This is a genomic window from Klebsiella sp. GW_Kp182, from assembly GCF_040062275.1.
In the GTDB taxonomy this organism is placed as follows: Bacteria; Pseudomonadota; Gammaproteobacteria; order Enterobacterales; family Enterobacteriaceae; genus Klebsiella; species Klebsiella michiganensis.
Genome location: NZ_JBEAFQ010000050.1, coordinates 23,491 through 48,004, shown reverse-complemented (window position 1 = coordinate 48,004; position 24,514 = coordinate 23,491). Strand labels below are relative to the sequence as shown.

The following is a 24,514-nucleotide window of genomic DNA, read 5'->3' as shown; positions in this document are numbered from 1 at the left end:
CGCAATCTACGATGACTTCGGCAGATGGCGAAGGCGGATCAGCAGTAGAGACGTCACGATCGCCATCGCCAGCAGCCCGTAACGCGCGCTCAGCATCCGGCTCTGTTGATAATGCTGAAGAAGGCCAGAGAGATCGCCGGGCGCCAGGTTTTGTGTCTGGATAAGCTGATGGAAAGTCCGATCGCTCGTCCAGGGGATAAACGTGAGATGGCCGATGGCCTGTCGGGCGGCCAGGCCCATTGCCGGGTCGTGCTGTACCTGATATTTCATCAGGAAGGTCAACACCGTGAGCATGACGGTACTGATTAACGCCATTCCTAATGCCTGCCCGATATCGCGCGAGGCGGCCTGAACGCCGCCGGACTGTTCGGCGTGCCGATTCCCTGCGCCAGTGGTGACCAGTATCGGGGCATTGGCCGCGATGGTGCCCATCCCCGCGCCGATTAAACAAAGCCCTGACGCCATCAGTACAGGGGTAAACCCCGTTACGTGCAGCGCCGCGGCGGCGACCAGAGCGCCGGCGATTCCCGCCGTCAGCCCCATCTGGCACTGGCGGCGAGGGTTTCGCTGCTGAATAAACAGCGGCAGGCCCAACGAACAGGCGGCGAGACATATCGCAAAAGGGAGTATCAGCAGCCCTGTTTCCATCGCCGATACGCTTTTAACAATCTGCGCAAAACTCACCACGGTAAAAATAGCCGAACTGTAGGCAAAAAATATCCAACCGGTGAGATAGAGCCCGTGGCGCACCAGGCGGGTTTTCAGGAAAACCGCGGGGAGCAGAGCGTGGCCGGTAGTGGCTTCAAAATAACGTTCCCAGCGCAGCATCATCACCAGCACCATCAGGCCGCAGAGAATAACGAAAGGGGCGGGGCTCAGGCCGAGAACGCTCACTGCCGGGTCGAAGGGCATAACCAGCCCCCAGACCGGGATGCGCAGAATACCGAAAATCGTCAGGAACAGCCCCAGGGTGCCTAACAGAAAGCCCGGGGTATCGAAGGCGATAGCGGCGCGTTTGTTTTCTGATGCCGGGATGATGACGGAGCAGAGCAGGATAAGCAGCGCCAGCAGGCCAAGCGAGGCAAACGCGATGCGCCAGCCGACGTGGTCCAGCAAATATCCGCATACAATTGGACCACAGGCGAATGAAATGCCGCTGGAGGCGCCCAGAGCGCCAAAGGCGGCAACCCGTCGTCGCTGCTGATACAGGGCAGAGATCAAGCCAAAAACGGCGGGGATCATCAGGCTACCGCCTATCCCGGCGGTCAGACGCGCGCCCCAGGTGAAGAGCGCGATCGATGGCGAAAAAAAGGCGCAGGCTTCGGCGAGGATAAAAATCAGGCAGCCGATGCGAAACAGCATTCGCCAACCCCAGATACACCCCAGCATTCCGCCTGCCACCATAAACGTGCCCGCAATCAACGGATACATGGTATTCGCTGTACTGACCTGCCCAAGCGTGGCGTGCAGATCGTTCATTAGCGCCTGCGTGGCGATACTTAACGTCACGTTATCGGCGGAAGCCAGAAACTGTGCGCAGCATAAGACAACCAAAGGTAACCAGTTTGTCGGTGTAGGGTTGGTGGTCACAGCGTGTTCCTTTTTGATAGAAACGACAAAACGCGCCCTTCCTCGCGGGAGGGGCGCGTTATTGTTAGTTATCTTTCGATCTTAACTCAGATTTTCGACTTCTTCGCACGCGGCTCTTCTCCTGCTGCGTCATCAGAACCCCTGGCGCGGACGGGAAGATTGCGCGTCCCGAATAAAAACAGCAGCGTCATGACCGCGGTGGCGACCATACCCGCTCGCGTGGCTTTCAGGCGGGCGGTTTTATAGACCTGGTTGAGTTCCGTTACATCCTTCTGATTCACGCCCTGGTCCAGCATCAGCGTTGAGAAACCCGTATCGCTGAGATAAGGAATAACGGAGAGATTTGCCACCTTCTGCTGTGTATCCTGGCTTAGCGAAGCGTCGTGGCTGGCCATATCCTGTACCGTCATGGTGACCGCCGTCAGCATCACCATACCGCAAACCGCTACGCCGATTGCCTGGCCGACGTTACGCGAAGTCGCCTGCACGCCGCCGGACTGCTGCGCATCGCGCGCCGGCAGGGCGCTGGTAACAATATAGCTGGAATAGGCGGAAACGATGCCCATACTGACGCCAATCAGACACATCCCTACCGGCACGATCATGCTGAAATCGGACGGGCCGAAGCCGAAGATGCACAACACGGAGCCCAGCGTGCCGATGAGCAGCGCGCTCTGGCACATCCGTTTCGGATTCGCGTTTTTCCAGACGATCGGCAGCCCCAGCGAAAAGACCACGACGCCCAGCGCAAACGGCAGAATGAGCAAGCCGGTTTCAATGCCGTTCAGCCCGGCAACCACCTGTACAAAGCTCACGGTCACAAAAATACCGGAACCGTAGGCGAGGAAGATAAACGCCGTCAGATAGAGACCGTTACGCACCTGCGGCGTTGCGAGGAACGACAGCGGGATCAGCGCGCTGCCGGTGGTGGCTTCGCGATGGCGCTCCCACTTCAGCATAATCGCCAGCACGATCAGGCCAAACAGGACGAGGAACGGCGCTGGGCTAAGGCCCATAACGGTGAACGGCGCGTTAAACGGCGTAAACAGACCCCAGCTTGATACTTTCAGGAAGCCGAGGATCACGCTGAACAGGCCGATAACCGTCAGGACGACGCCCGGCAGATCGAACACCACTTTGCGTTCAGGTTTTGCCGGCGTAGGGACCAGGAAGGAGCCGCTGAAGATAACGATGCACAGGCCGGCGATAGCGGCAAACGCGGCGCGCCAGCCGAGGTGGTCAACCAGCAGGCCGCAAATCAACGGGCCGGCGGCGAAGGAGACGCCGCTAGCTGCGCCGATAGCGCCAAAGGCGATCGCCTGCTGGCGGCCTTTGTAGTTACTGGCGATAAGCCCCAGCACCGAAGGGATCATAAAGCTTCCGCCAATACCGGAAAGCAGACGGGCGCCGTAGGTGAAGACCAGCATGTTCGGTGAGAAATAAGCGGTCAGCTCGGCAAGAAACAGCAGCGCGCAGCCGATGCGGAAGGTTTTCTTCCAGCCGACGATAAGCCCGGCCATCCCGGCGGCGACCATCAGAGAGCCCGCGGCCAGCGAATACATCGCGTTGGCGATGCTGATGAGATCCATTGACGCGTGCAGGTCTTTGACCAGCGCGCCGGTAGCGATGCTCAGCGTGGCATTATCGCCGGATGTCGAAAGCTGAGCGAGGCACAGCACCAGCAGCGGCAACCATTTCATCGCCGTATCGGCGGCCGCGTTGCGCGACATGCCGGGAGAGTTAATTACTGAATTTGTCGTCATGATCGTGTTCTGTGGTTAATTTCAGGCAATCTACACATCATCCTTCAAGCTGCCTCTGTGCTGGCTGCCTGCGTTCACCCCGGTCGCTTACTGTAATAAGTGACCGAGGATTCTCTCAGGTGCCGCCTTGATGCCACGTGAATGATTTTGTGCAATAGCTATCCGCCCGACGATGCCGCCGGGTGGATAATGTTCGCAACAGGATTACTGGATTTGCTGTTTCTTACCGCCCAGCACGGTGCCCCAGACCTTCACATCTTTAAGCTGAACCGGCTCGATGGCCTGCGGATCCTCTTCCAGCACGGTGAAGTCGGCATATTTACCGCATTCGATGCTGCCGATCAGATGGTCCATTTTCATGGTCCATGCCGCGCCGAGGGTCATCGCGTGCAGCGCTTGATCGACGGAGATTTTTTCCGCTTCGCCCAGTACGCGCCCGGATGCCGTCAGGCGGTTCACCGCGCACCAGCCGGTGAACAGCGGGTTGATGGGGGTGATGCCGCAATCGCTGTGGAAGGCGAAAGGAATACCGTGGCGCACCGCGCTGCCGCAGGCGTCCATACGCATTGCGCGCTCCGGGCCCATGGTTTTGCTGTAGTGCTGATCGCCCCAGTAATAGATGTGGTTGCTGAAAAAGTTCACGCCCATACCCATCTCTTTGATGCGTTTGAACTGATCTTCACGCAGCATCTGCGCGTGCTGCATCACCGCGCGGTGGTTCACTGCAGGAATACGATTCAGGGTTTTCTCGACGGCTTTAATGAACGCTTCCGAGGCCTCGTCGCCGTTACAGTGGCAGTGAACCTGGTAGCCGCGGGACATGATGTCGTAGACCTGCTGCTCCACCTCTTCCGGCGTGGCGTTCCACGCGCCGTTGTGGCCATCCAGATAATAGAAGGGCTCCAGCATCCGTCCTGACCCACCCTGGATAGAGCCGTCGAGGAAGATTTTCATCGGGCCGAAGTGCATTTTTTCGTGCCCGTGACGCATGACGTCCGGGGCGAAATCCAGCGCTTCCTGGAAGGGTTTTTTGACGAAAGGAGGACCGTAGGCCACCAGCAGACGAATCGGGAAGTCCTCTTCACGGGTCATGCGGATGTAGTTGGTCATCAGCTCGGGATTGCTGAAATCGGTCAGACCCATATCGGCTGCGCTGGTGCAGCCTGCGCGAAACGCTTCCTGGCCGAAATTGGCGATGGCGATTTCGGTGGTGAGTTCGTCCCAGAAACCATATTTATTCAGGATTGGCCCCATGGCGGCGAACTCCACCAGCTCGCCGTGCAGCGTACCGTCCTGATTTTTCACCACGCCTTCGATCTGGCAGTCGTCAAATATTCCGCAGTCGTGCAGCGCGGCGGTATTGGCGCCCATCAGGTGGATGCTCATATGGATAACCGCGACCGGACGGGTGGTTGAGACGCGGTCCAGATGTTCGCGGCCCAGCTTTTCGCTGCCGAAATAAATGGGATCAACGCCCCATGCGATCAGCGGCGCGTGCGGATCGGTCATCTCACGTTCCACCGCCTGCAGCGCGCTGACGACGTCGTCAAAAGAGCGGCAGCCTTTCCAGACTTTACCGGTATGGTCCGGGCGATCGTAGTAACCCACATAGGGGAATTGCCACATACCGCCGCCGGTGACGTGCGAGTGGGCTTCAATCAGGCCGGGCATTAACACTTTATCGGCAAAGGTCTCGTCCAGCTGGTATTCGCCAAAGCCGGTGAGTTCTTCAAGCGTGCCGGTGCCTAAAATACGGTCGCCGCGCACCGCGACATGGGTGGTCTCCGGGCGGTTCGGGCACATCGTAATGATTTTTTTAGCGGCAAAAATCGTGATTTCTGATGCTGACATAGTAGGCTCAATCATTCAGGGTTCAGAGAGCGATGAAAGGCGTCGCTTTCATCATGAGTATTAATGCGCCTATGCTAATTGTCATATTGGATGTATAACAGGACCAAAAACCCACGATATTAAGGTGCCAATTTGTCGGTTGCTCTGCCTTTTGATTTAACGGGTATAAAGCTGGATGCTGGCAGAAAGCGTAGCGAGCAGCTTTATCGCGCCCTGAGAGAGAAGATGGTGAATACGCCCGGTCTTCACGGGGCTAAACTACCCGCGACGCGTGAGCTGGCGCGGCTGCTGGGGGTTTCTCGCAATACGGTGGTCTCGGTCTACGAGCGTTTATATGCCGATGATTTAATTGAAACCCGACAGGGCGACGGCACCTATATACGTTATCGCGGGCAGGAGGTTGACGAAGGCCCCGACGTCCCTGAAATTCCTGCCTTACGCGTCGACTCGCGCCTGCCGCTGACGGCGCGGTTTAATCGCCATTTTGTGCACGATGGCCCGCCGAAGGCTTTTCGCATCGGCATGCCCGCGATTGACCATTTCCCGTTTGATACCTGGTCGCGCCTGCAAAACCGCTTCTGGCGGCGGCGACCCATTGCGCAAATGGGTTACGGCGTTCCGGCGGGCGATTTACAGCTGCGCGAGCTTATCGCCAGCTATCTGCACACCTCGCGCGGCCTGAAGTGCGATCCGGCCCAGGTGATTATTACCCTTGGCGCACAGCAGGCGATAATGCTCTGTTCCGCGCTGCTGCTGCGCGCCGGGCAGGACGTCATTATGGAAAACCCCTGCCACTGGGCGGCGGCGGGCGTATTCTCCTGCCTTGGTTTGAATATTAAAGCGATTAACGTTGATGATGAGGGGCTTCAGACGGCGCAGTTGACGGATTATCCCGACGCCCGGATGGTCTACGTGAGCCCGTCATGCCAGTACCCGACGGGCGCGACGCTCTCGCTATCGCGGCGGATGACGCTGCTGGAGTGGGCCAGAAAGCATCAGGCGTGGATTATGGAGGATGATTACGACGGCGAGTATCGCTATAACGGCACGCCGCTGATGCCGCTCGCCGCGCTGGATAACCGCCATCGGGTGATTTATATCGGTTCGTTTTCCAAAGTGATGTATCCCGCGCTACGCCTGGGCTACATGGTGGTTCCGCAACAGCTGGTGGAACCGCTGAACCTGCTGCGTACGCTATCCACCCGCCAGCCGCCAATGAACGACCAGCAGGTGATGGCGAGCTTTATTTCGGAGGGTCATTTCCAGCCCCATATCCGGCGAATGCGCAGAATCAGTAAAAGCCGTCGCGATCTGCTGCTGGCCGAATGGAATCAGCATCTGAGCCATATTGGCGTGATGCCGGAAGTGGCCTCGGGGCTACATGCGGCGATTACGCTGGATGATGCTGAAACAGAAACCCGTCTCGTTAGCCAGGCCCAGGCGGCAGGCGTGGAAATTACGCCGCTGAGCGCATTGTGGATCCCCGGTACGCCTGAAAGCCGCCATCATTACGGGGTGGTGCTGGGATTTGCCGGCGTGATGGAAGCGGATATTGTGCAGTCGATACAGGTGCTAAAAAAATGCTGGCAGTGACCCTGCTAAAATGAATACTCAGCGTATATCTACCAACGCGTTTGCGCTGTAACCCTGGTGGAAAGCCGCTTTTCAGATGTCATAAAGCTGCCCTAAACGCTTGCTTTTACGTCTTCTCCTGCGATGATAGAAAACAGAAAGAATGAATTACGGGCTACTATCCATGAAAAACGTTTTCCCAGCGCTTGCCGTTTTATTTGCGGTCCTCAGCCTCACCGGCTGTGGTCTGAAAGGGCCGCTCTATTTCCCGCCAGCGGATAAAACGGCGCCTCCGCCGACTAAACCGGTTGATAGCGGTATCCAGAGCTCTACGCCGGATCGTAACGATCGCGGTGATAGCGGTGGTCCGACCCAGGTGAATTACTGACAGTTCCGCGCTGCTGGAGTAGATGATGCAGTTCTCTAAAATGCATGGCCTTGGCAATGACTTTATGGTTGTTGACGCGGTAACTCAGAATGTTTTTTTCTCACCGGAACTGATTCGTCGTCTGGCGGATCGGCATCTTGGCGTGGGCTTCGATCAGCTGCTGGTGGTTGAGCCGCCCTACGATCCGGAGCTCGACTTCCACTATCGCATCTTCAATGCCGACGGTAGCGAGGTGGCGCAATGCGGCAACGGCGCGCGCTGTTTCGCCCGCTTTGTGCGCCTGAAAGGCCTGACCAATAAACGTGACATCCGCGTCAGTACCTCGAACGGCCGTATGGTATTAAGCGTAACGGAAGACGATCTGGTGCGCGTGAATATGGGTGAGCCAAACTTCGAACCGTCGCAGGTGCCGTTCCGCGCCAACAAAGCGGAAAAGACCTATATCATGCGCGCCGCTGAACAGACAGTATTGTGCGGCGTGGTGTCGATGGGCAACCCGCACTGCGTTATCCAGGTCGATGATGTGGAAACCGCGACGGTGGAAACGCTCGGCCCGGTGATGGAAAACCACGAGCGCTTCCCGGAGCGGGCGAACATCGGCTTTATGCAGGTGGTCAGCCGCTCCCATATTCGCCTGCGCGTGTATGAACGCGGCGCGGGTGAAACGCAGGCCTGCGGCAGCGGCGCCTGCGCGGCGGCGGCAGTCGGTATCCAGCAGGGGTTACTGGGCGAGGAGGTCCGCGTGGAATTACCCGGCGGGCGTCTTGATATCGCCTGGAAAGGTCCGGGCCAACCGCTGTATATGACTGGCCCGGCGGCACATGTCTATGACGGATTTATTCATTTATGAAACAAGTCGGGGAAGAACAGCAGGCACTCGCCAGCGAGCTGAACGATCGCGCAGTGGTGGACTATCTGTTGCAACATCCTGAATTCTTTATTCGTAATGCGGCGCTGGTGGAGCATATGTCGGTGCCGCATCCGGTACGTGGTTCGGTCTCGCTGGTGGAATGGCACATGGCGCGGGCGCGGAACCATATCAACGTGCTGGAAGAGAATATGACGCTGCTGATGGCCCAGGCGACGGCTAACGAAAGCCTGTTTCAGCGCCTGTTTGATCTCCAGACGCGGCTGGCGGCGGCCGATAGCCTTGATGAAATGCTGAACCGCTTTCATCGCTGGGCGCGCGAGCTGGGGCTGGCGGGCGCCACGGTGCGCCTGTTTCCCGACAGCTGGCGGCTCGGCGCGCCCTCCAAATTCACTCATCTGGCGATAAGCCGTCAGGCGTTTGAGCCTATTCGCATTCAGCGTCTTGGGCAACAGCGCCATTATCTTGGCCCATTAAACGGCCCGGAACTGCTGGTGGTGCTGCCGGAAGCAAAAGCCGTGGGTTCGGTGGCGATGTCGCTGCTGGGGGGAGATGAAGCGCCCGGCGTGATGCTGTTCAGCAGTCGCGACCCTCAGCACTATCAGCAAGGTCAGGGAACGCAGCTTTTGCAGGAAATTGCGTCGATGCTCCCGGGGTTGCTGGAGCGCTGGATCGAGCGCGCATGACCGACTCGCCGCTGTTTACGCCCGTAGAACGCTTTTTACGCTATCTCGGCGTGGAGCGTCAGCTGAGCCCGATAACGCTGTTGAACTACCGCCGCCAGCTTGAGACGCTTATCGCGCTGGCGGATAGCGCCGGGCTGAAAAGCTGGCAGCAGTGCGATGCTGCCCAGGTCCGTAGCCTGGCGGTGCGCAGCCGTCGCCAGGGGCTGGGGCCAGCCAGCCTGGCTTTACGTCTCTCCGCCTTACGCAGCTTCTTTGACTGGCTGGTGAGCCAGGGCGAACTGGCCGCGAATCCGGCGAAGGGGATTTCGGCGCCGAAAACACCGCGCCATTTACCGAAAAATATCGACGTCGACGACGTTAACCGACTGCTGGATATCGATCTTAACGATCCGCTGGCGGTACGCGACAGGGCGATGCTGGAAGTGATGTACGGCGCGGGACTGCGTCTCTCGGAGCTGGTGAATCTCGACATTAAGCACCTCGATCTGGAATCCGGCGAGGTGTGGGTGATGGGCAAAGGCAGCAAAGAGCGCCGCCTGCCGATTGGCCGCAACGCGGTGGTGTGGATTGAGCACTGGCTCGACCTGCGCGGCCTGTTCGGCGCTGATGAAGACGCCCTGTTCTTATCAAAGCTGGGTAAGCGAATTTCCGCGCGTAACGTGCAAAAGCGCTTTGCCGAATGGGGCATTAAGCAGGGCCTCAACAGCCACGTGCATCCGCATAAGCTGCGCCACTCTTTCGCGACCCATATGCTGGAGTCGAGCGGCGATCTGCGCGGGGTGCAGGAGCTGCTGGGTCATGCGAATCTGTCCACCACTCAAATTTATACCCATCTTGATTTTCAACACCTTGCGTCGGTGTACGATGCGGCGCATCCGCGCGCCAAACGGGGGAAATAATGCGTTTTTACCGACCTCTGGGCCAGATTTCAGCACTGACATTTGACCTGGACGATACCCTTTATGACAACCGTCCGGTGATTGACCGAACGCTGCATGAGTCGCTGAGCTTTGTGCGTAGCTACCACCCGTCGCTGAGTCAATTTGACGCCAGCGAACTCAACCGGCTGCGCCAGACGCTGCTGGCGTCAGAGCCGGAAATTTACCACGATGTCACCGAGTGGCGCCGCCGCGCGCTGGAGCTGGGGATGATCAACGCCGGGCTTTCTGCGGCGCTGGCGAAAACGGGGGCCGAGGAAGCGATGGCGAACTTCGCCCACTGGCGCAGCCTGATCGATGTCCCGCAGGAAACGCACGATACGCTGGCGCAGCTGGCGGAAAAGTGGCCGCTGGTGGCCATTACCAACGGTAATGCCCAGCCGGAGCTTTTTGGCCTGAGCGACTACTTCCGCTTCGTGCTGCGCGCCGGTCCGGACGGGCGCTCTAAGCCTTTTGCCGATATGTATCATCTCGCAGCCGAGCGGCTGGCGCTGCCGCTGGGGCAGATTCTGCACGTTGGGGACGATCTGACGACCGACGTGGCGGGCTCCATTCGCTGCGGCATGCAGGCCTGTTGGATCAAACCGCAGGGCGCAGACCTGATGCGCACCGCCGACAGCCGCCTGTTACCGCACATCGAAATTTCACGGTTGGCATCTCTGACCTCGCTGATATAATCGTCAGTAGTTCTGTATAAATTAACAGTAGCCCGGTGGACTGAACGTTGCCGGGCGTCTCATTTCCGGCGGTGCCAATGGACGTTTCTTATCTGCTCGACAGCCTTAATGACAAACAGCGTGAAGCCGTTGCGGCATCACGTACTAACATGCTGGTTCTGGCAGGCGCGGGCAGCGGTAAGACGCGCGTACTGGTACACCGCATCGCCTGGCTGCTGAGCGTTGAGCACTGTTCCCCTTACTCCATTATGGCGGTGACCTTTACCAACAAAGCGGCGGCGGAAATGCGCCATCGTATTGGCCAACTGATGGGTACCACCCAGGGCGGTATGTGGGTTGGCACTTTCCACGGGCTGGCGCACCGGCTGCTGCGCGCTCATCACCTTGACGCCAACCTGCCGCAGGACTTCCAGATCCTCGACAGCGAAGACCAGCTGCGCCTGCTCAAGCGTCTGATTAAGGCGATGAATCTCGATGAGAAGCAGTGGCCGCCGCGTCAGGCGATGTGGTACATCAACGGCCAGAAAGATGAAGGGCTGCGCCCGCACCATATACAGAGCTACGGTAACCCGGTTGAGCAGACCTGGCAGAAGGTTTATCAGGCCTACCAGGAGGCCTGCGATCGGGCGGGGCTGGTGGATTTCGCCGAACTGCTGCTGCGCGCCCACGAGCTGTGGCTCAACAAGCCGCACATTCTTCAGCACTACCGCGAGCGCTTTACCAATATCCTGGTGGACGAATTTCAGGATACCAACAACATTCAGTACGCGTGGATCCGCCTGCTGGCGGGTGATACCGGCAAGGTGATGATCGTCGGCGATGACGATCAGTCCATTTACGGCTGGCGCGGCGCGCAGGTGGAGAACATCCAGCGCTTCCTCAACGATTTCCCCGGCGCGGAAACTATCCGCCTCGAGCAAAACTATCGCTCGACCAGCAATATCCTCAGCGCGGCCAACGCCCTGATTGAAAACAACAGCGGGCGTCTGGGGAAAAAGCTGTGGACCGACGGCGCCGACGGCGAGCCGATTTCGCTCTACTGCGCGTTTAACGATCTTGATGAGGCGCGCTTTGTCGTCAACCGCATCAAAACCTGGCAGGAAAACGGCGGGGCGCTGGAGCAGTGCGCGATTCTGTATCGCAGCAACGCCCAGTCGCGCGTGCTGGAAGAGGCGCTGCTGCAGGCCAGCATGCCGTATCGTATTTATGGCGGCATGCGCTTCTTCGAACGCCAGGAGATCAAAGATGCGCTCTCCTATCTGCGCCTGATCGCCAATCGTAATGACGACGCGGCCTTTGAGCGCGTGGTGAATACCCCGACGCGCGGTATCGGCGATCGCACGCTGGACGTGGTGCGCCAGACCTCGCGCGACCGTCAGCTGACGCTGTGGCAGGCCTGTCGCGAGCTGTTAAAAGATAAAGTGCTTGCCGGACGCGCCGCCAGCGCCCTGCAGCGTTTTATGGAGCTCATTGACGCCCTGGCGCAGGAAACCGCCGATATGCCGCTGCACGTGCAGACCGATCGGGTGATTAAAGACTCCGGCCTGCGCATGATGTACGAGCAGGAGAAAGGCGAGAAAGGCCAGACGCGCATTGAAAACTTAGAGGAGCTGGTGACGGCAACGCGCCAGTTCAGCTACAACGAAGAAGATGAAGATTTGATGCCGCTGCAGGCGTTCCTCTCGCATGCGGCGCTGGAAGCGGGAGAAGGGCAGGCGGATACCTGGCAGGATGCGGTACAGCTGATGACCCTGCACTCGGCGAAAGGGCTGGAGTTCCCGCAGGTCTTTATCGTCGGCGTGGAAGAGGGGATGTTCCCGAGCCAGATGGCGCTTGATGAGGGCGGCCGCCTGGAAGAAGAACGCCGTCTGGCCTACGTCGGCGTCACCCGCGCGATGCAGAAGCTCACGCTGACCTATGCGGAAACCCGCCGCCTGTATGGCAAAGAGGTTTATCACCGTCCGTCGCGCTTTATCGGCGAGCTGCCGGAGTCTTGCGTGGAAGAGGTGCGGCTGCGCGCCACGGTGAGCCGTCCGGTCAGCCATCAGCGGATGGGGACGCCGATGGCGGAAAACGACACCGGCTATAAGCTGGGCCAGCGCGTGCGCCATGCCAAGTTTGGCGAAGGCACGATCGTGAACCTCGAAGGCAGCGGCGAACACAGCCGCCTGCAGGTTGCGTTTCAGGGGCAGGGGATTAAATGGCTGGTCGCGGCGTATGCCCGGCTTGAAACAGTGTAACAGTAAGAAAAGTATCATTATTTTGTAATATTCTGCTACCTTTATACGTTAAGGAGCTTGATTTGCTCTTTAGCGTTCCGTTGCGTGTTGACGCCGTTTTTGCGCTGGCGTAACATGCGCGCACGATTACGCTAAGAGGACATTCGCCTTGGACACACCCAGTAGATGCTGGCTCAATTTCCTGCCCATCAGGAACAACTCCTAAGGCTATCCTCTTATGCTGATAGCCTTAGCGGTTGTCGGCGACCCGTTCTATTCCCGTCGCTCTGAGTCAGGCTTAATGGTCTGAAACCCAAATTGTTTCTGTGTGCCCACCGAACTGTCCGATAATTTTTTGCATTGGGAGTCCCGGTCATGCTGAGCGCATTTCAACTGGAAAACAATCGTTTAACGCGTCTGGAAGCCGACGAGATCAAGCACCTCGCCAGTTCGGTGTGGGTCGATCTGGTCGAGCCTGACGACGATGAACGAAGCCGCGTGCAAACGGAATTGGGTCAGAACCTGGCGACGCGCCCGGAGCTGGAAGACATCGAAGCGTCAGCGCGTTTCTTTGAGGATGAAGACGGCCTGCATATCCACTCATTTTTCTTTTTTGAAGATGCAGAGGATCACGCCGGTAACTCTACCGTCGCGTTTACTATCCGCGAAGGGCGTCTGTTCACCCTGCGCGAACGGGAGCTGCCTGCTTTCCGCCTGTATCGCATGCGCGCCCGCAGCCAGTCGATGGTGGACGGCAACGCTTACGAGCTGCTGCTGGACCTGTTCGAAACCAAAATCGAGCAGCTGGCGGATGAAATTGAAAACATCTATAGCGACCTGGAAAAGCTCAGCCGGGTGATCATGGAAGGCCGTCAGGGCGATGATTACGACGAGGCGCTCTCGACGCTGGCGGAGCAGGAAGATATCGGCTGGAAAGTCCGCCTGTGTCTGATGGATACCCAGCGCGCGCTGAACTTCCTCGTGCGCAAAGCCCGCCTTCCGGCCGGTCAGCTGGAGCAGGCGCGTGAGATCCTGCGCGACATCGAATCCCTGCTGCCGCACAACGAGTCGCTGTTCCAGAAGGTTAACTTCCTGATGCAGGCGGCGATGGGTTTTATCAACATTGAGCAGAACCGCATCATCAAGATCTTCTCGGTGGTCTCCGTGGTGTTCCTGCCGCCGACGCTGGTGGCTTCCAGCTATGGGATGAACTTTGAGTTTATGCCCGAGCTGCACTGGAGCTTTGGCTATCCCGGCGCGATTGTCTTTATGATGCTCGCCGGCCTGGCGCCGTATCTGTACTTTAAGCGTAAAAACTGGCTGTAAAAAAAGGAGCTTCGGCTCCTTTTTTGCGTACCAGCTTGGCTTTATGCCCTACGCGTACGGCGTATTGTGTAAACCGCATCCATCACGAAAATCGCCAGCGCCACCCAGATAAAGGCGAAGGTTATCATTTTATCTGCGCCCGGCACTTCGCCGTAGAAGGTTACCGCCAGCAGGAACATCAGCGTCGGGCCGATATACTGGAAAAATCCCAGCGTGGAGAGGCGCAGACGCGTCGCCGCTCCGGTAAAGCACAGCAGCGGGATGGTGGTGACCACGCCCGCCGCCATCAGCAGCAGGTTCAGCGACCACGGATTCTGCCCCATGTGGCTGGTCGGGCTATCGGCAATACCAAACAGATAAATCGCAGCAACCGGCAGCAGCCAGAGCGTCTCAAACAGCATCCCGGTTTGCGCATCCACGGCGATCTTTTTACGCAGCAGGCCGTAAAAAGCGAAGCTGAACGCCAGGCCCAGCGCGATAATCGGCAGCGAGCCGAAGGTCCAGAGCTGTACCAGCACGCCGCAGGCGGCCAGCAGCACCGCCAGCCACTGCATCCGGCGAAAGCGCTCCCCGAGGAAGATCATCCCCAGCAGAATATTCACCAGCGGATTGATAAAATAGCCCAGGCTGGCTTCCAGCATATGATGGTTATTCACCGCCCAGATAAACAGCAGCCAGTTGCCGCCCACCAGCACCGCAGAGAGCGCCAGCAGGAACACCTTTTTCGGCGTTTTTAGCAGCCTTTTGACCTGCGGCCACTGACGGCTGATGCTGATCAGCGCGACCATGAAGAAGAAGGACCAGATCACGCGGTGAGTCAGAATTTCATCGGCGGGAACATAGTAGATAAGCTTGAAGTACGCCGGCGCGATACCCCAGATAAAATAGGCGGCCAGGGCCAGAAGAATCCCCACCCGCGTTTGTTTAGCGTCCATCGGTACAAATCCATTGCCAAAGAGAGAGATGTTACTCGATTTAGGCCGATCAACCCACCATATACGTCGCCGTGGCGCTGGCGATATACACCTGCTCTTCGTTATGCAGCTCGACGCGGGCCACCGCCACTTTATTACCGGCTCGCAGCAGGCTGCTGGTGGCGGTAAAGCGTTCCCCGCGGCCCGGACGCAGGTAGTCGACGCGCAGATCGATAGTGCCCATCCGCGACAGGCGCTGGCGCAGCTCTTCTTCATTGATGGTGTCGTGGCGAGTCAGCGTGCTGCCGACGCATACCAGCCCCGCAGCGACGTCCAGCGCTGAGGCGATCACGCCGCCATGTAAAATGCTCTGCGCCCAGTTGCCCACCATCATCGGCTGATTGTTGAAACTCAGCTGGGCAAACTCCTTTTCATAGCGCTCCAGCTCCAGCCCTAAGGCACGATTAAACGGCATATGGTAGACGAAGATCTCTCCCACCAGCTTCAGGGCGGCGGCGGCGGTCAGTTCAGACATAACAACACTTCCATAAGTTAATGAAATGTTGATTTTATGCTTCTAAAATATTGATTTCTACTTTAAGAACGGATAACAGGTCAGATGCCGCATAAATAGGTAGAATGCTGCCTGGGTTAAACAGAAATAATAAATATCCATCCAGGAGAACAGCAATGCGTATCTCTTTGGCCTGCCTGCTGGCGCTTGTTGCGCTTCCGGCCGGCGTTCTGGCGCAGGACGCGCCGGTGAATAAACAGGTCCACGACGCTCCGGTCGTTCGCGGGAGCATTATCGCCAACCTGTTACAGGACCATGATAATCCGTTCCTGCTCTATCCCTACGAGAGCAACTATCTGCTCTATACGTGGACCAGCGATCTCAATAAAGAAGCGATTCGTAGCTACGACTGGGCCGAAAATGCGCGTAAAGATGAAGTGAAGTTCCAGCTCAGCCTGGCGTTTCCGCTGTGGCGAGGGATCCTCGGTGAGAATTCGCTGCTGGGCGCTTCTTATACGCAAAAATCCTGGTGGCAGCTCTCCAACAGCAAAGAGTCCGCGCCGTTTCGCGAAACCAACTATGAGCCGCAGCTGTTCCTCGGGTTTGCGACCGATTACTCGTTCGCCGGCTGGACGCTGCGCGACGTTGAGATGGGTTATAACCACGACTCTAACGGCCGTTCCGATCCCACCTCCCGCAGCTGGAACCGCCTCTATACCCGGCTGATGGCGCAAAACGGCAACTGGCTGGTTGAGGTGAAGCCCTGGTACGTGATTGGCAGCACCGACGATAATCCGGATATCACCAAATATATGGGGTATTACCGGCTGAAAGTGGGCTATCAGCTGGGCGACGCCATCCTCAGCGCCCAGGGGCAATATAACTGGAATACCGGCTACGGCGGCGCCGAGCTTGGGGTGAGCTATCCGATCACCAAACACGTGCGCGTCTATACTCAGGTCTATAGCGGTTATGGCGAGTCGCTCATCGATTATAACTTCAATCAGACCCGCGTCGGCGTCGGGCTGATGCTCAACGATCTGTTTTAATCGTTGCACTCTGGCTCTCAGGCGCTGAAAATAGCGCCTGTTTTCTTTTCAGGCATATGGGGTCAACGTGGCGCAGGCGGAAGTATTGGATCAGGAATCGCTGGCTAAGCAGGTTTTACAAGAGACCTTCGGCTACCAGCAGTTTCGCCCGGGCCAGGAAACTATCATTGATACGGCGTTGGCCGGGCGCGATTGCCTGGTGGTGATGCCAACCGGCGGCGGCAAGTCGCTGTGTTATCAGGTTCCGGCGCTGGTACTGGGCGGTCTCACCGTCGTGGTGTCGCCGCTTATTTCCTTGATGAAGGACCAGGTCGATCAGCTGCTGGCTAACGGCGTGGCGGCGGCATGCCTGAACTCAACCCAGAGCCGGGAGCAGCAGCAGGAGGTGATGGCCGGCTGCCGCAGCGGGCAGATTCGCCTGCTGTATATCGCCCCGGAGCGCCTGATGCTGGATAACTTCCTTGAGCATCTTACGCACTGGAATCTGTCGATGGTGGCGGTAGACGAGGCGCACTGTATTTCCCAGTGGGGGCACGATTTCCGTCCGGAATACGCCGCGTTAGGGCAGCTGCGCCAGCGGATACCGCAAATCCCGTTTATGGCGCTGACCGCTACCGCCGATGACACGACGCGTCGCGACATTGTTCGCCTGCTGGATCTAAACGACCCGCTCATTCAGGTCAGCAGCTTCGACCGACCCAACATCCGCTATATGCTGATGGAGAAGTTTAAGCCGCTGGATCAGCTGATGCGCTACGTGCAGGATCAGCGCGGTAAGTCGGGCATTATCTACTGCAATAGCCGCTCAAAAGTGGAAGACACCGCCGCTCGCCTGCAAAGCCGCGGCATCAGCGCCGCGGCCTATCACGCCGGGCTGGAAAACCATATCCGCGCCGACGTGCAGGAGAAATTCCAGCGCGACGACCTGCAAATCGTGGTGGCGACGGTAGCCTTCGGTATGGGTATCAACAAACCGAACGTCCGTTTTGTGGTGCATTTCGATATCCCCCGCAATATTGAATCCTATTACCAGGAGACCGGGCGCGCCGGGCGCGATGGGCTGCCTGCCGAGGCGATGCTGTTTTACGATCCGGCGGATATGGCGTGGCTCCGACGCTGCCTTGAGGAGAAACCCGCCGGGCCGCTGCAGGACATTGAACGCCATAAGCTCAACGCGATGGGGGCCTTTGCCGAAGCGCAAACCTGCCGCCGTCTGGTGCTGCTCAACTACTTTGGCGAGGGGCGCCAGGAGCCCTGCGGCAACTGCGATATCTGCCTCGATCCGCCGAAACAGTACGACGGTTTAATGGACGCGCGTAAGGCGCTGTCGACGATTTACCGCGTCAATCAGCGCTTTGGTATGGGCTACGTGGTGGAAGTGCTGCGCGGCGCCAATAACCAGCGTATTCGCGATATGGGGCACGACAAGCTGCCGGTCTACGGCATTGGGCGCGAACAGAGCCACGAGCATTGGGTCAGCGTGATCCGTCAACTTATTCATTTAGGCCTGGTTACGCAGAATATAGCCCAGCACTCTGCGCTACAGCTTACCGAGGCCGCGCGTCCGGTCCTGCGCGGCGACGTGACGCTACAGCTTGCCGTGCCGCGTATTGTGGCGCTGAAGCCGAAAGCGATGCAGAAATCCTTTGGCGGTAATTACGATCGCAAGCTGTTCGCCAAGCTGCGCAAACTGCGTAAGGCGATTGCCGACGAAGAGAATATCCCGCCCTACGTGGTGTTTAACGATGCGACGCTAATTGAAATGGCTGAGCAAACGCCGCTGACGGCCGGGGAGATGCTCAGCGTCAACGGCGTTGGCACGCGTAAGCTCGAGCGTTTTGGTAAAGAGTTTATGGCCCTGATTCGCGCGCACGTGGATGGCGATGATGAGTAGTCAGCCAGACGAAAAAGTGTAAATATAGTTTTCGCCCTGACTATTTTCCTGCGAGTTAATTATGTTGACGCTTTTTTTCACCGTGGCGCTGGTGCATATCATTGCGCTGATGAGTCCTGGCCCGGACTTCTTCTTTGTTTCACAAACCGCCGTTAGCCGCTCCCGCAAAGAGGCGATGATGGGCGTGCTGGGGATCACCTGCGGAGTGATGGTATGGGCGGGCGTAGCGCTGCTCGGCCTGAACCTGATTATCGAGAAGATGGCCTGGCTGCATACCATTATTATGGTCGGCGGCGGTCTGTATCTGTGCTGGATGGGCTTCCAGATGCTGCGCGGCGCGCTGAAAAAAAGCGAAGCGGCAGCGGCGGTAGAGCCTCAGGTCGAACTGGCGCGCAGCGGCCGGAGCTTCCTGAAAGGGCTGCTGACCAATCTGGCTAACCCAAAAGCGATTATCTATTTTGGCTCCGTGTTCTCGCTGTTTGTCGGCGACAGCGTCAGTTCCGGCGCGCGCTGGGGGATTTTCCTGCTGATTGTTCTGGAGACGCTGGCCTGGTTTACGGTGGTCGCCAGCCTGTTCGCCCTACCGGGCATGCGCCGCGGCTATCAGCGGATGGCGAAGTGGATAGACGGCATTGCCGGTACTCTGTTTGCCGGGTTTGGTATTCACCTGATTATTTCGCGCTAAGCGTTCTGCGGCCCGCCCAAGGGTTATGGACGGGCCGGATATTAATGACGCAGCTGCTGCAAATCGTCGGACGTCAGACCGGTCATTTCCATAACCGCAGTAGTATCAATGCCCCGCTCGAGCATGGCCTTTGCGACGTTAAGAAGCGCAGCGCGTTTGCCCTCTTTTATGCCTTCCTTAATGCCCTTCTGCATACCTTCCTCAAGCCACTTTTCTGCCAGAGTCATCAGTACACCTCCATGTTGCGGCACCCGCTGTGCCAGCTCATATAATAGCGGCCGAACATCCTGCTCTTCTCCCGCCTGGGCCATATATTTTATCAGTACGGTAATTTGTTGTCTGCTCATCTGTTCCAGCAACAGCAGGCTGGTGAGCTTGTCGACGAGCTCGGCCATATCGCGCTGCCATATATGCTTTTGTACCAGCGTCAGGGCCGCTATACTCCGGTGCTCCATGATTTCGTCATCGGGAATAACGGTGATGTCCACCAGCGGAAAGGCGGTGGAGTAAATCTGGCGCGCAGTATCCGGATCGGCAAAGTTCTCCAGCCAGTCCAGCGACCAGGGATAGGGGCTTCGCCGTCCCTGATAAAAAAGAATCGGGATCACCAGAGGTAGCGTTTTATGCCCTTCTTCTATGTGCCGCTGCATAGCAGCGATGGCATAGCGCATTAAACGAAACGCCATTAATTTATCTGGCGAACTTTGATGTTCAATCAGAACGTGAACATAGCCGCAACCACTGGTCGTTTCCAGAGAATAGAGGATATCGCTGTAGAAGGGGCGCAGATCATCTTCAATAAAGCTTCCTGACTCAAGGCGTAGGGTATCCAGTTTGCAAATTTGCATGAGTGAGGGGGGCAGATGGATCTCGATAAAATCCCGTGCGGTTTCCACACGGGAGAGAAAAGTTCTGAATACCGCATCGTGAGGGGTTGCCGCTTCCGCCATCGTTTTCGTCCATGAAGAAGAGAATCTGGCGGCATTCTGGCACTGGCGCTGCGAGTTCAACAGCGGGCAAAAAAATTATCTTTGTTCTTTGCCCGCCTGCTCGGCTGAGGATGTCGCTATACCCGCAAAGCTAACGATAATTTGCGAGCGTGCTTCCATCCATCAGGCGTGGCGCGCGGAGGCCAGCAGGGCGCCGACCAGCATAAACAGCGATCCAAAAACCTTGTTTAGCGCCTTCATCTGTTTGGGCCCTTTGATCCACGCGGCGATGCGCTGCGCCAGCGTGGCGTAGCCAATCATCACGATAATATCGACCACGATGGTGGTGACGCCGAGCACGAGGTACTGCATCACCTGGGGCTGGTGCGGTACGATAAACTGCGGGAAGAGCGCGGCGAGGAACACGATGCTTTTTGGGTTGGTCAGGTTGACGAACACCGCGCGCTTAAAGAGTTTGCCGCGGCTCTGCGCTTGCGCAAGGGTATTCAGCTCGAGAGAACCCGCGGCTCGCCACTGCTGAATGCCGAGCCAGATAAGATAAGCGGCGCCCGCCCATTTCAGGATTTCAAAGGCCAACAGCGAACGGGAAAAAAGCGTACCCAGGCCAACGCCCACCAGCACGATATGAATGCCGAGCCCGGTCTGTAGCCCGGCAATAGAAGCCGCCGCGCCGCGATAACCGTGGTTGATTGAGGTGGTCATGGTATTTATCGCCCCGGATCCCGGCGACAGGCTGAGAATAAGAGATGTCAGCAGATAGGCAAACCACCACTCGAACGTCATGAGAAACTCCCTGATTGTCTGTTTTTATGCCACAATACGCTATTGTGTAAGCATTGTGTGATGCACGATAAAAAAACGATTTTCAGCGGTTATCAGGGGTGTAAGCCCGATGTTTTTGCAGCAAAAGGACTGGGAAACACGAGAAAACGCGTTTGCGGCCTTTACCATGGGGCCACTGACCGATTTCTGGCGTCAGCGGGAAGAGGCTGAATTTACGGGCGTGGATAACGTTCCGGTGCGCTTTGTTCGCTTCTGCGCCAAAAGTCATGACCGGGTCGTGGTTATTTGTCCGGGTCGCATTGAAAGCTACGTTAAGTACGCCGAACTGGCTTACGATCTTTTCCGCAGCGGTTTTGACGTGATGATTATCGATCATCGCGGCCAGGGGCGCTCCGGACGCATGCTTTCAGATACCCACCGCGGGCACGTCGTTAATTTCAGCGATTACGTCGACGATCTCGCCGCGTTCTGGCAGCAGCAGGTGGCGCCCGGACGCTGGCGGAAACGGTTTATACTGGCCCACTCCATGGGCGGCGCCATTGCGACGCTATTTTTGCAGCGCTACCACCAGCATTGCGACGCGATGGCGCTCTGTGCGCCGATGTTCGGCATCGTTATGCGCCTGCCTGACTGGATGGTGCGCCATATTCTCGATTGGGCTGAGGGCCATCAGCGCATTCGTGAAGAGTATGCCCTCGGTACCGGCCGCTGGCGGGCGCTGCCCTTTGCGGTTAACGTACTGACGCACAGCCGTCAACGCTATCGCCGCAACCTGCGCTTTTACGCCGATGAGCCGCAGCTGCGGGTCGGCGGGCCGACGTTCCACTGGGTGCGCGAGGGGATCCTCGCCGGCGAAGAGGTGCTGGCCGGTGCGGAGAAAGACGTCACGCCAACATTATTGCTCCAGGCGGAAGAAGAGCGGGTGGTCGATAACCGTATGCACGATCGCTACTGTGAACTTCGCGCCGCTGGCGGTCATCCCTGTGAAGGGGATAAGCCGTTTGTCATAGAAGGGGCATACCATGAGATCCTTTTTGAAAAGGACGCAATGCGCTCGGTCGCGCTAAACGCTATCGTCGATTTTTTTGGTCGACACACTTAATCCGGCGAAACGCTCGTCGCCCTGCTTAGAGGTTAAAATTTTTATGTACCAGGTTGTTGCGTCTGATTTAGATGGCACGCTGCTTTCTCCCGATCACTGCTTAACTCCTTACGCCAAAGAGACGCTGAAGCTGCTTACCGCACGCGGTATCAACTTCGTGTTCGCGACCGGCCGCCACTACATCGATGTTGGGCAAATTCGCGATAATCTCGGCATTAAATCCTATATGATCACCTCAAACGGCGCTCGCGTACACGATAGCGAAGGGAAGCAGATCTTCGCCCACAACCTTGACCGCGATATCGCCGCCGACCTGTTCGAAATGATGCGTAACGATCCGGCGATTGTGACCAACGTCTATCGCGAAGATGAGTGGTATATGAATCGCCATCGTCCGGAAGAGATGCGCTTCTTCAAAGAGGCGGTGTTTAACTACAAGCTGTACGAGCCGGGCGAGCTGGATCCTGAAGGGATCAGCAAAGTCTTTTTCACCTGCGATAAGCATGAGCATCTGCTGCCGCTGGAGCAGGCGATCAACGCCCGCTGGGGCGATCGGGTGAACGTGAGCTTCTCTACCGTTACCTGCCTCGAAGTGATGGCGGGCGGCGTGTCGAAAGGGCATGCGCTGGAGGCCGTGGCGAAGATGCTCGGCTATAGCCTGAGAGAGTGTATCGCCTTCGGCGACGGTATGAACGATGCGGAAATGCTGTCAATGGCGGGCAAGGGCTGCATTATGGCCAACGCGCACCAGCGGCTGAAAGACCTGCATCCTGAGCTGGAAGTGATCGGCAGCAACGTCGATGACGCCGTTCCCCACTACTTGCGTAAACTCTATCTTGACTAAAAAAGATTGACGATTGTTTAATTAATGAGCAGTCGTCAACCTATCACTCCGCTACAATGCGTGTTCTTTACTCTATGAGACATTCATTGTGGCGCTACTGATTATCACCACCATTCTGTGGGCCTTTTCCTTTAGCCTGTATGGCGAATACCTGGCAGGCCACGTCGACAGCTATTTTGCGGTGCTGGCGCGCGTTGGCCTGGCGGCGCTGGTGTTTTTGCCCTTCCTGCGCACCCGCGGGCAGAGCCTGTCAACCATCGGCCTGTATATGCTGGTGGGGGCGATGCAGCTCGGCATTATGTATATGCTGAGTTTCCAGGCCTATCTGTACCTGACGGTATCGGAGCTTCTGCTGTTTACCGTCCTGACGCCGCTCTATATCACGCTGATTTACGATGTGATGAGCCGCCGTCGCCTGCGCTGGGGCTACGCCTGCAGCGCGCTGCTGGCGGTAATCGGCGCGGGCATCATCCGTTATGACCAGGTGACCAACCATTTCTGGACCGGTTTGATCCTGGTTCAACTCTCCAATATCAGCTTCGCGATTGGCATGGTGGGGTACAAGCGCCTGATGGAAACGCGTCCGATGCCGCAGCATAACGCCTTCGCCTGGTTCTACATCGGGGCGTTTCTGGTGGCGGCGGTTGCCTGGTCGATGCTGGGTAACGCGCAGAAAATGCCGGAAACTTCGCTACAGTGGGGCATCCTGGCCTTTCTTGGCGTGGCGGCATCCGGGATTGGTTACTTTATGTGGAACTACGGCGCCACCCAGGTGGATGCCGGTACGCTCGGCATCATGAACAATATGCACGTGCCTGCCGGGCTGCTGGTAAACCTGGCCATCTGGCAGACGCAGCCCCGCTGGCCGAGCTTTATTATTGGCGCTCTGGTGATCCTGGCCTCGCTATGGGTCCATCGACGCTGGGTCGCTCCGCACTCCGCACAAACGGTAAATGATCGCAAGCGTGGTTCCGCGCTGAGCGAATAAACGCCTCGGTAACCGGCTGGCGCTGCTCGCCGTCGCGCACCGCGGCGTACAGTCGGCTCCACAGTCCCTCGCCCAGGGTTTTGGTCACCACCAGGCCCTGGCGCTCAAAGCTTTCCACGACCCAGTGCGGCAGGGCGGCGATGCCCATTCGCGCCGCCACCATCTGAATTAACAGCAGCGTATTGTCGACGCTCTTCAGCTGCGGGCTAATCCCGGCAGGCTGCAGGAAGTGACGCCAGATATCCAGACGTGCGCGCTGGACCGGATAAATCAGCAGCATTTCAGTCGCTAAATCCTCGGGCGCGATGCGCGCCTTTGTCGCCAGCGGATGATCCGGCGCCATCACCAGGCGTACTTCGAAATCAAACATTGGCGAATAGTGCAGGCCGCTGCGCGGCAGGATATCGGAGGTCATCACCAGATCCAGCTCGCCCTGCTGCAGGCCCGGCTGCGGGTCGAAGATCACCCCGGACTGAAAGTCCACCTCTACATGCGGCCAGCGGGCGCGGAAACTCTCCAGCGCCGGCGTGAGCCACTGAATACAGCTATGGCATTCGATGGCGATACGCAGCCGGGTTTGCTGCGGCTCATTGCAATCCTGCAGGGCGCGGCTGATTTGCGGCAGGACCTGATTGGCCAGCTGCAGCAGGATCTCTCCCTGCGGCGTAAAGCGCAGCGGCTGACTTTTACGTACAAACAGACGGAAGCCGAGGCGCTGTTCCAGATCGCTGAACTGGTGGGACAAGGCGGATTGGGTCTGGTGCAGGGCCGCCGCCGCGCCTGCCAGAGAGCCGCTATTCCGCAACGCCTGGAGCGTTTTCAGGTGTTTAATTTCGATCATGAAAGTCCTTCACTTCGGCATGAATAATTTGCGCTTGAGGAATATACAGTAACTGCCAATTATGGATGTGTA

At 57.7% G+C, this 24,514-nt stretch carries 22 protein-coding genes; 14 read left to right on the top strand and 8 right to left on the bottom strand.

From position 1 onward, the window contains the following. Window positions 1-6 precede the first annotated feature (6 nt). From ABLU88_RS21600 to ABLU88_RS21590, 3 genes are all read right to left on the bottom strand, one after another. Window positions 7-1,590 (bottom strand): MFS transporter, encoded by a 1,584-nt coding sequence (locus ABLU88_RS21600; protein WP_064378203.1) that lies wholly within the window; start codon window positions 1,588-1,590, stop codon window positions 7-9. A gap of 86 nt (window positions 1,591-1,676) precedes the next feature. Continuing rightward, a complete protein-coding gene (locus tag ABLU88_RS21595) occupies window positions 1,677-3,353 on the bottom strand; it encodes an MFS transporter (protein WP_064375206.1) in 1,677 nt (558 codons plus the stop codon). A 204-nt stretch (window positions 3,354-3,557) separates the two neighbouring features. After that, on the bottom strand, window positions 3,558-5,204 hold the full coding sequence (locus ABLU88_RS21590) for an amidohydrolase (protein WP_025108406.1): 1,647 nt from the start codon (window positions 5,202-5,204) through the stop codon (window positions 3,558-3,560). A 132-nt stretch (window positions 5,205-5,336) separates the two neighbouring features. Here ABLU88_RS21590 and ABLU88_RS21585 point away from each other — a divergent pair, with 132 nt between their 5' ends. From ABLU88_RS21585 to corA, 8 genes are all read left to right on the top strand, one after another. After that, window positions 5,337-6,797 carry a PLP-dependent aminotransferase family protein gene (locus ABLU88_RS21585; protein WP_009651706.1) on the top strand — a complete coding sequence of 487 codons (1,461 nt, stop codon included), beginning with the start codon at window positions 5,337-5,339 and terminating at the stop codon, window positions 6,795-6,797. A gap of 163 nt (window positions 6,798-6,960) precedes the next feature. Beyond that, window positions 6,961-7,164, top strand: a complete 204-nt coding sequence (locus ABLU88_RS21580; RefSeq protein ID WP_009651708.1) for a lipoprotein — start codon at window positions 6,961-6,963, stop codon at window positions 7,162-7,164. 25 nt (window positions 7,165-7,189) lie between these two features. After that, window positions 7,190-8,014: a diaminopimelate epimerase gene (dapF, locus tag ABLU88_RS21575; protein ID WP_004127458.1), complete on the top strand. Its 825-nt coding sequence runs from the start codon at window positions 7,190-7,192 to the stop codon at window positions 8,012-8,014. Continuing rightward, the gene (locus ABLU88_RS21570) at window positions 8,011-8,718 is read left to right on the top strand and encodes a DUF484 domain-containing protein (protein ID WP_348837914.1); all 708 of its coding nucleotides are present in this window, start codon (window positions 8,011-8,013) and stop codon (window positions 8,716-8,718) included. Before dapF ends, ABLU88_RS21570 begins: the two co-directional genes overlap by 4 nt. Beyond that, window positions 8,715-9,617: a tyrosine recombinase XerC gene (gene xerC / locus ABLU88_RS21565; RefSeq protein WP_009651718.1), complete on the top strand. Its 903-nt coding sequence runs from the start codon at window positions 8,715-8,717 to the stop codon at window positions 9,615-9,617. The genes ABLU88_RS21570 and xerC overlap by 4 nt, the downstream gene beginning before the upstream one ends. Then, entirely contained in the window at window positions 9,617-10,333 is a 717-nt protein-coding gene (yigB, locus tag ABLU88_RS21560) for a 5-amino-6-(5-phospho-D-ribitylamino)uracil phosphatase YigB (protein WP_014227468.1), read from the top strand. The genes xerC and yigB overlap by 1 nt, the downstream gene beginning before the upstream one ends. A 77-nt stretch (window positions 10,334-10,410) precedes the next feature. After that, on the top strand, window positions 10,411-12,573 hold the full coding sequence (gene uvrD, locus ABLU88_RS21555; protein WP_014227469.1) for a DNA helicase II: 2,163 nt from the start codon (window positions 10,411-10,413) through the stop codon (window positions 12,571-12,573). Window positions 12,574-12,927: 354 nt separating this feature from the next. Next, complete coding sequence (corA, locus tag ABLU88_RS21550; RefSeq protein ID WP_004097564.1) at window positions 12,928-13,878, top strand: magnesium/cobalt transporter CorA; 951 nt, start codon at window positions 12,928-12,930, stop codon at window positions 13,876-13,878. Window positions 13,879-13,919: 41 nt separating this feature from the next. Here the strand turns inward: corA and rarD are convergent, their stop codons facing one another. Next, a complete protein-coding gene (gene rarD, locus ABLU88_RS21545) occupies window positions 13,920-14,813 on the bottom strand; it encodes an EamA family transporter RarD (protein WP_219557770.1) in 894 nt (297 codons plus the stop codon). Between the two features lie 49 nt (window positions 14,814-14,862). Beyond that, window positions 14,863-15,327 carry an acyl-CoA thioesterase YigI gene (gene yigI / locus ABLU88_RS21540; protein ID WP_004097567.1) on the bottom strand — a complete coding sequence of 155 codons (465 nt, stop codon included), beginning with the start codon at window positions 15,325-15,327 and terminating at the stop codon, window positions 14,863-14,865. Between the two features lie 155 nt (window positions 15,328-15,482). Here yigI and pldA point away from each other — a divergent pair, with 155 nt between their 5' ends. From pldA to rhtC, 3 genes are all read left to right on the top strand, one after another. Next, window positions 15,483-16,355 carry a phospholipase A gene (gene pldA / locus ABLU88_RS21535; protein WP_004097569.1) on the top strand — a complete coding sequence of 291 codons (873 nt, stop codon included), beginning with the start codon at window positions 15,483-15,485 and terminating at the stop codon, window positions 16,353-16,355. A gap of 67 nt (window positions 16,356-16,422) precedes the next feature. Then, a complete protein-coding gene (gene recQ, locus ABLU88_RS21530) occupies window positions 16,423-18,249 on the top strand; it encodes an ATP-dependent DNA helicase RecQ (RefSeq protein ID WP_348837909.1) in 1,827 nt (608 codons plus the stop codon). A 61-nt stretch (window positions 18,250-18,310) separates the two neighbouring features. Further along, on the top strand, window positions 18,311-18,934 hold the full coding sequence (gene rhtC / locus ABLU88_RS21525; RefSeq protein ID WP_004097571.1) for a threonine export protein RhtC: 624 nt from the start codon (window positions 18,311-18,313) through the stop codon (window positions 18,932-18,934). Between the two features lie 41 nt (window positions 18,935-18,975). Here the strand turns inward: rhtC and ABLU88_RS21520 are convergent, their stop codons facing one another. Both ABLU88_RS21520 and rhtB read right to left on the bottom strand, forming a co-directional pair. Beyond that, a complete protein-coding gene (locus tag ABLU88_RS21520) occupies window positions 18,976-19,884 on the bottom strand; it encodes an Rpn family recombination-promoting nuclease/putative transposase (RefSeq protein WP_348837906.1) in 909 nt (302 codons plus the stop codon). A 162-nt stretch (window positions 19,885-20,046) separates the two neighbouring features. Beyond that, entirely contained in the window at window positions 20,047-20,667 is a 621-nt protein-coding gene (gene rhtB / locus ABLU88_RS21515) for a homoserine/homoserine lactone efflux protein (RefSeq protein WP_049084468.1), read from the bottom strand. Window positions 20,668-20,776: 109 nt separating this feature from the next. On the opposite strand from rhtB, the gene pldB reads away from it, so the two are divergent. From pldB to ABLU88_RS21500, 3 genes are all read left to right on the top strand, one after another. After that, window positions 20,777-21,769 (top strand): lysophospholipase L2, encoded by a 993-nt coding sequence (gene pldB, locus ABLU88_RS21510; protein ID WP_004097574.1) that lies wholly within the window; start codon window positions 20,777-20,779, stop codon window positions 21,767-21,769. A 43-nt stretch (window positions 21,770-21,812) separates the two neighbouring features. Next, a complete protein-coding gene (gene yigL / locus ABLU88_RS21505) occupies window positions 21,813-22,613 on the top strand; it encodes a sugar/pyridoxal phosphate phosphatase YigL (RefSeq protein ID WP_049080717.1) in 801 nt (266 codons plus the stop codon). 88 nt (window positions 22,614-22,701) lie between these two features. After that, window positions 22,702-23,601, top strand: a complete 900-nt coding sequence (locus ABLU88_RS21500) for a carboxylate/amino acid/amine transporter (RefSeq protein ID WP_025108396.1) — start codon at window positions 22,702-22,704, stop codon at window positions 23,599-23,601. Here the strand turns inward: ABLU88_RS21500 and metR are convergent. Next, the gene (gene metR, locus ABLU88_RS21495; protein ID WP_004097578.1) at window positions 23,489-24,442 is read right to left on the bottom strand and encodes an HTH-type transcriptional regulator MetR; all 954 of its coding nucleotides are present in this window, start codon (window positions 24,440-24,442) and stop codon (window positions 23,489-23,491) included. The two genes, ABLU88_RS21500 and metR, sit on opposite strands and share 113 nt — an antisense overlap. Window positions 24,443-24,514 lie beyond the last annotated feature (72 nt).

Excerpts from the sequence above, each read along its gene's own strand:
- ABLU88_RS21595 (WP_064375206.1), bottom strand. The coding sequence starts at position 3,353 with ATGACGACAAATTCAGTAATTAACTCTCCCGGCATGTCGCGCAACGCG.
- ABLU88_RS21590 (WP_025108406.1), bottom strand. The coding sequence starts at position 5,204 with ATGTCAGCATCAGAAATCACGATTTTTGCCGCTAAAAAAATCATTACG.
- ABLU88_RS21580 (WP_009651708.1), top strand. The coding sequence starts at position 6,961 with ATGAAAAACGTTTTCCCAGCGCTTGCCGTTTTATTTGCGGTCCTCAGC.
- dapF (WP_004127458.1), top strand. The coding sequence starts at position 7,190 with ATGCAGTTCTCTAAAATGCATGGCCTTGGCAATGACTTTATGGTTGTT.
- ABLU88_RS21570 (WP_348837914.1), top strand. The coding sequence starts at position 8,011 with ATGAAACAAGTCGGGGAAGAACAGCAGGCACTCGCCAGCGAGCTGAAC.
- xerC (WP_009651718.1), top strand. The coding sequence starts at position 8,715 with ATGACCGACTCGCCGCTGTTTACGCCCGTAGAACGCTTTTTACGCTAT.
- yigB (WP_014227468.1), top strand. The coding sequence starts at position 9,617 with ATGCGTTTTTACCGACCTCTGGGCCAGATTTCAGCACTGACATTTGAC.
- uvrD (WP_014227469.1), top strand. The coding sequence starts at position 10,411 with ATGGACGTTTCTTATCTGCTCGACAGCCTTAATGACAAACAGCGTGAA.
- corA (WP_004097564.1), top strand. The coding sequence starts at position 12,928 with ATGCTGAGCGCATTTCAACTGGAAAACAATCGTTTAACGCGTCTGGAA.
- rarD (WP_219557770.1), bottom strand. The coding sequence starts at position 14,813 with ATGGACGCTAAACAAACGCGGGTGGGGATTCTTCTGGCCCTGGCCGCC.
- yigI (WP_004097567.1), bottom strand. The coding sequence starts at position 15,327 with ATGTCTGAACTGACCGCCGCCGCCGCCCTGAAGCTGGTGGGAGAGATC.
- pldA (WP_004097569.1), top strand. The coding sequence starts at position 15,483 with ATGCGTATCTCTTTGGCCTGCCTGCTGGCGCTTGTTGCGCTTCCGGCC.
- rhtC (WP_004097571.1), top strand. The coding sequence starts at position 18,311 with ATGTTGACGCTTTTTTTCACCGTGGCGCTGGTGCATATCATTGCGCTG.
- ABLU88_RS21520 (WP_348837906.1), bottom strand. The coding sequence starts at position 19,884 with ATGGCGGAAGCGGCAACCCCTCACGATGCGGTATTCAGAACTTTTCTC.
- rhtB (WP_049084468.1), bottom strand. The coding sequence starts at position 20,667 with ATGACGTTCGAGTGGTGGTTTGCCTATCTGCTGACATCTCTTATTCTC.
- pldB (WP_004097574.1), top strand. The coding sequence starts at position 20,777 with ATGTTTTTGCAGCAAAAGGACTGGGAAACACGAGAAAACGCGTTTGCG.
- yigL (WP_049080717.1), top strand. The coding sequence starts at position 21,813 with ATGTACCAGGTTGTTGCGTCTGATTTAGATGGCACGCTGCTTTCTCCC.
- metR (WP_004097578.1), bottom strand. The coding sequence starts at position 24,442 with ATGATCGAAATTAAACACCTGAAAACGCTCCAGGCGTTGCGGAATAGC.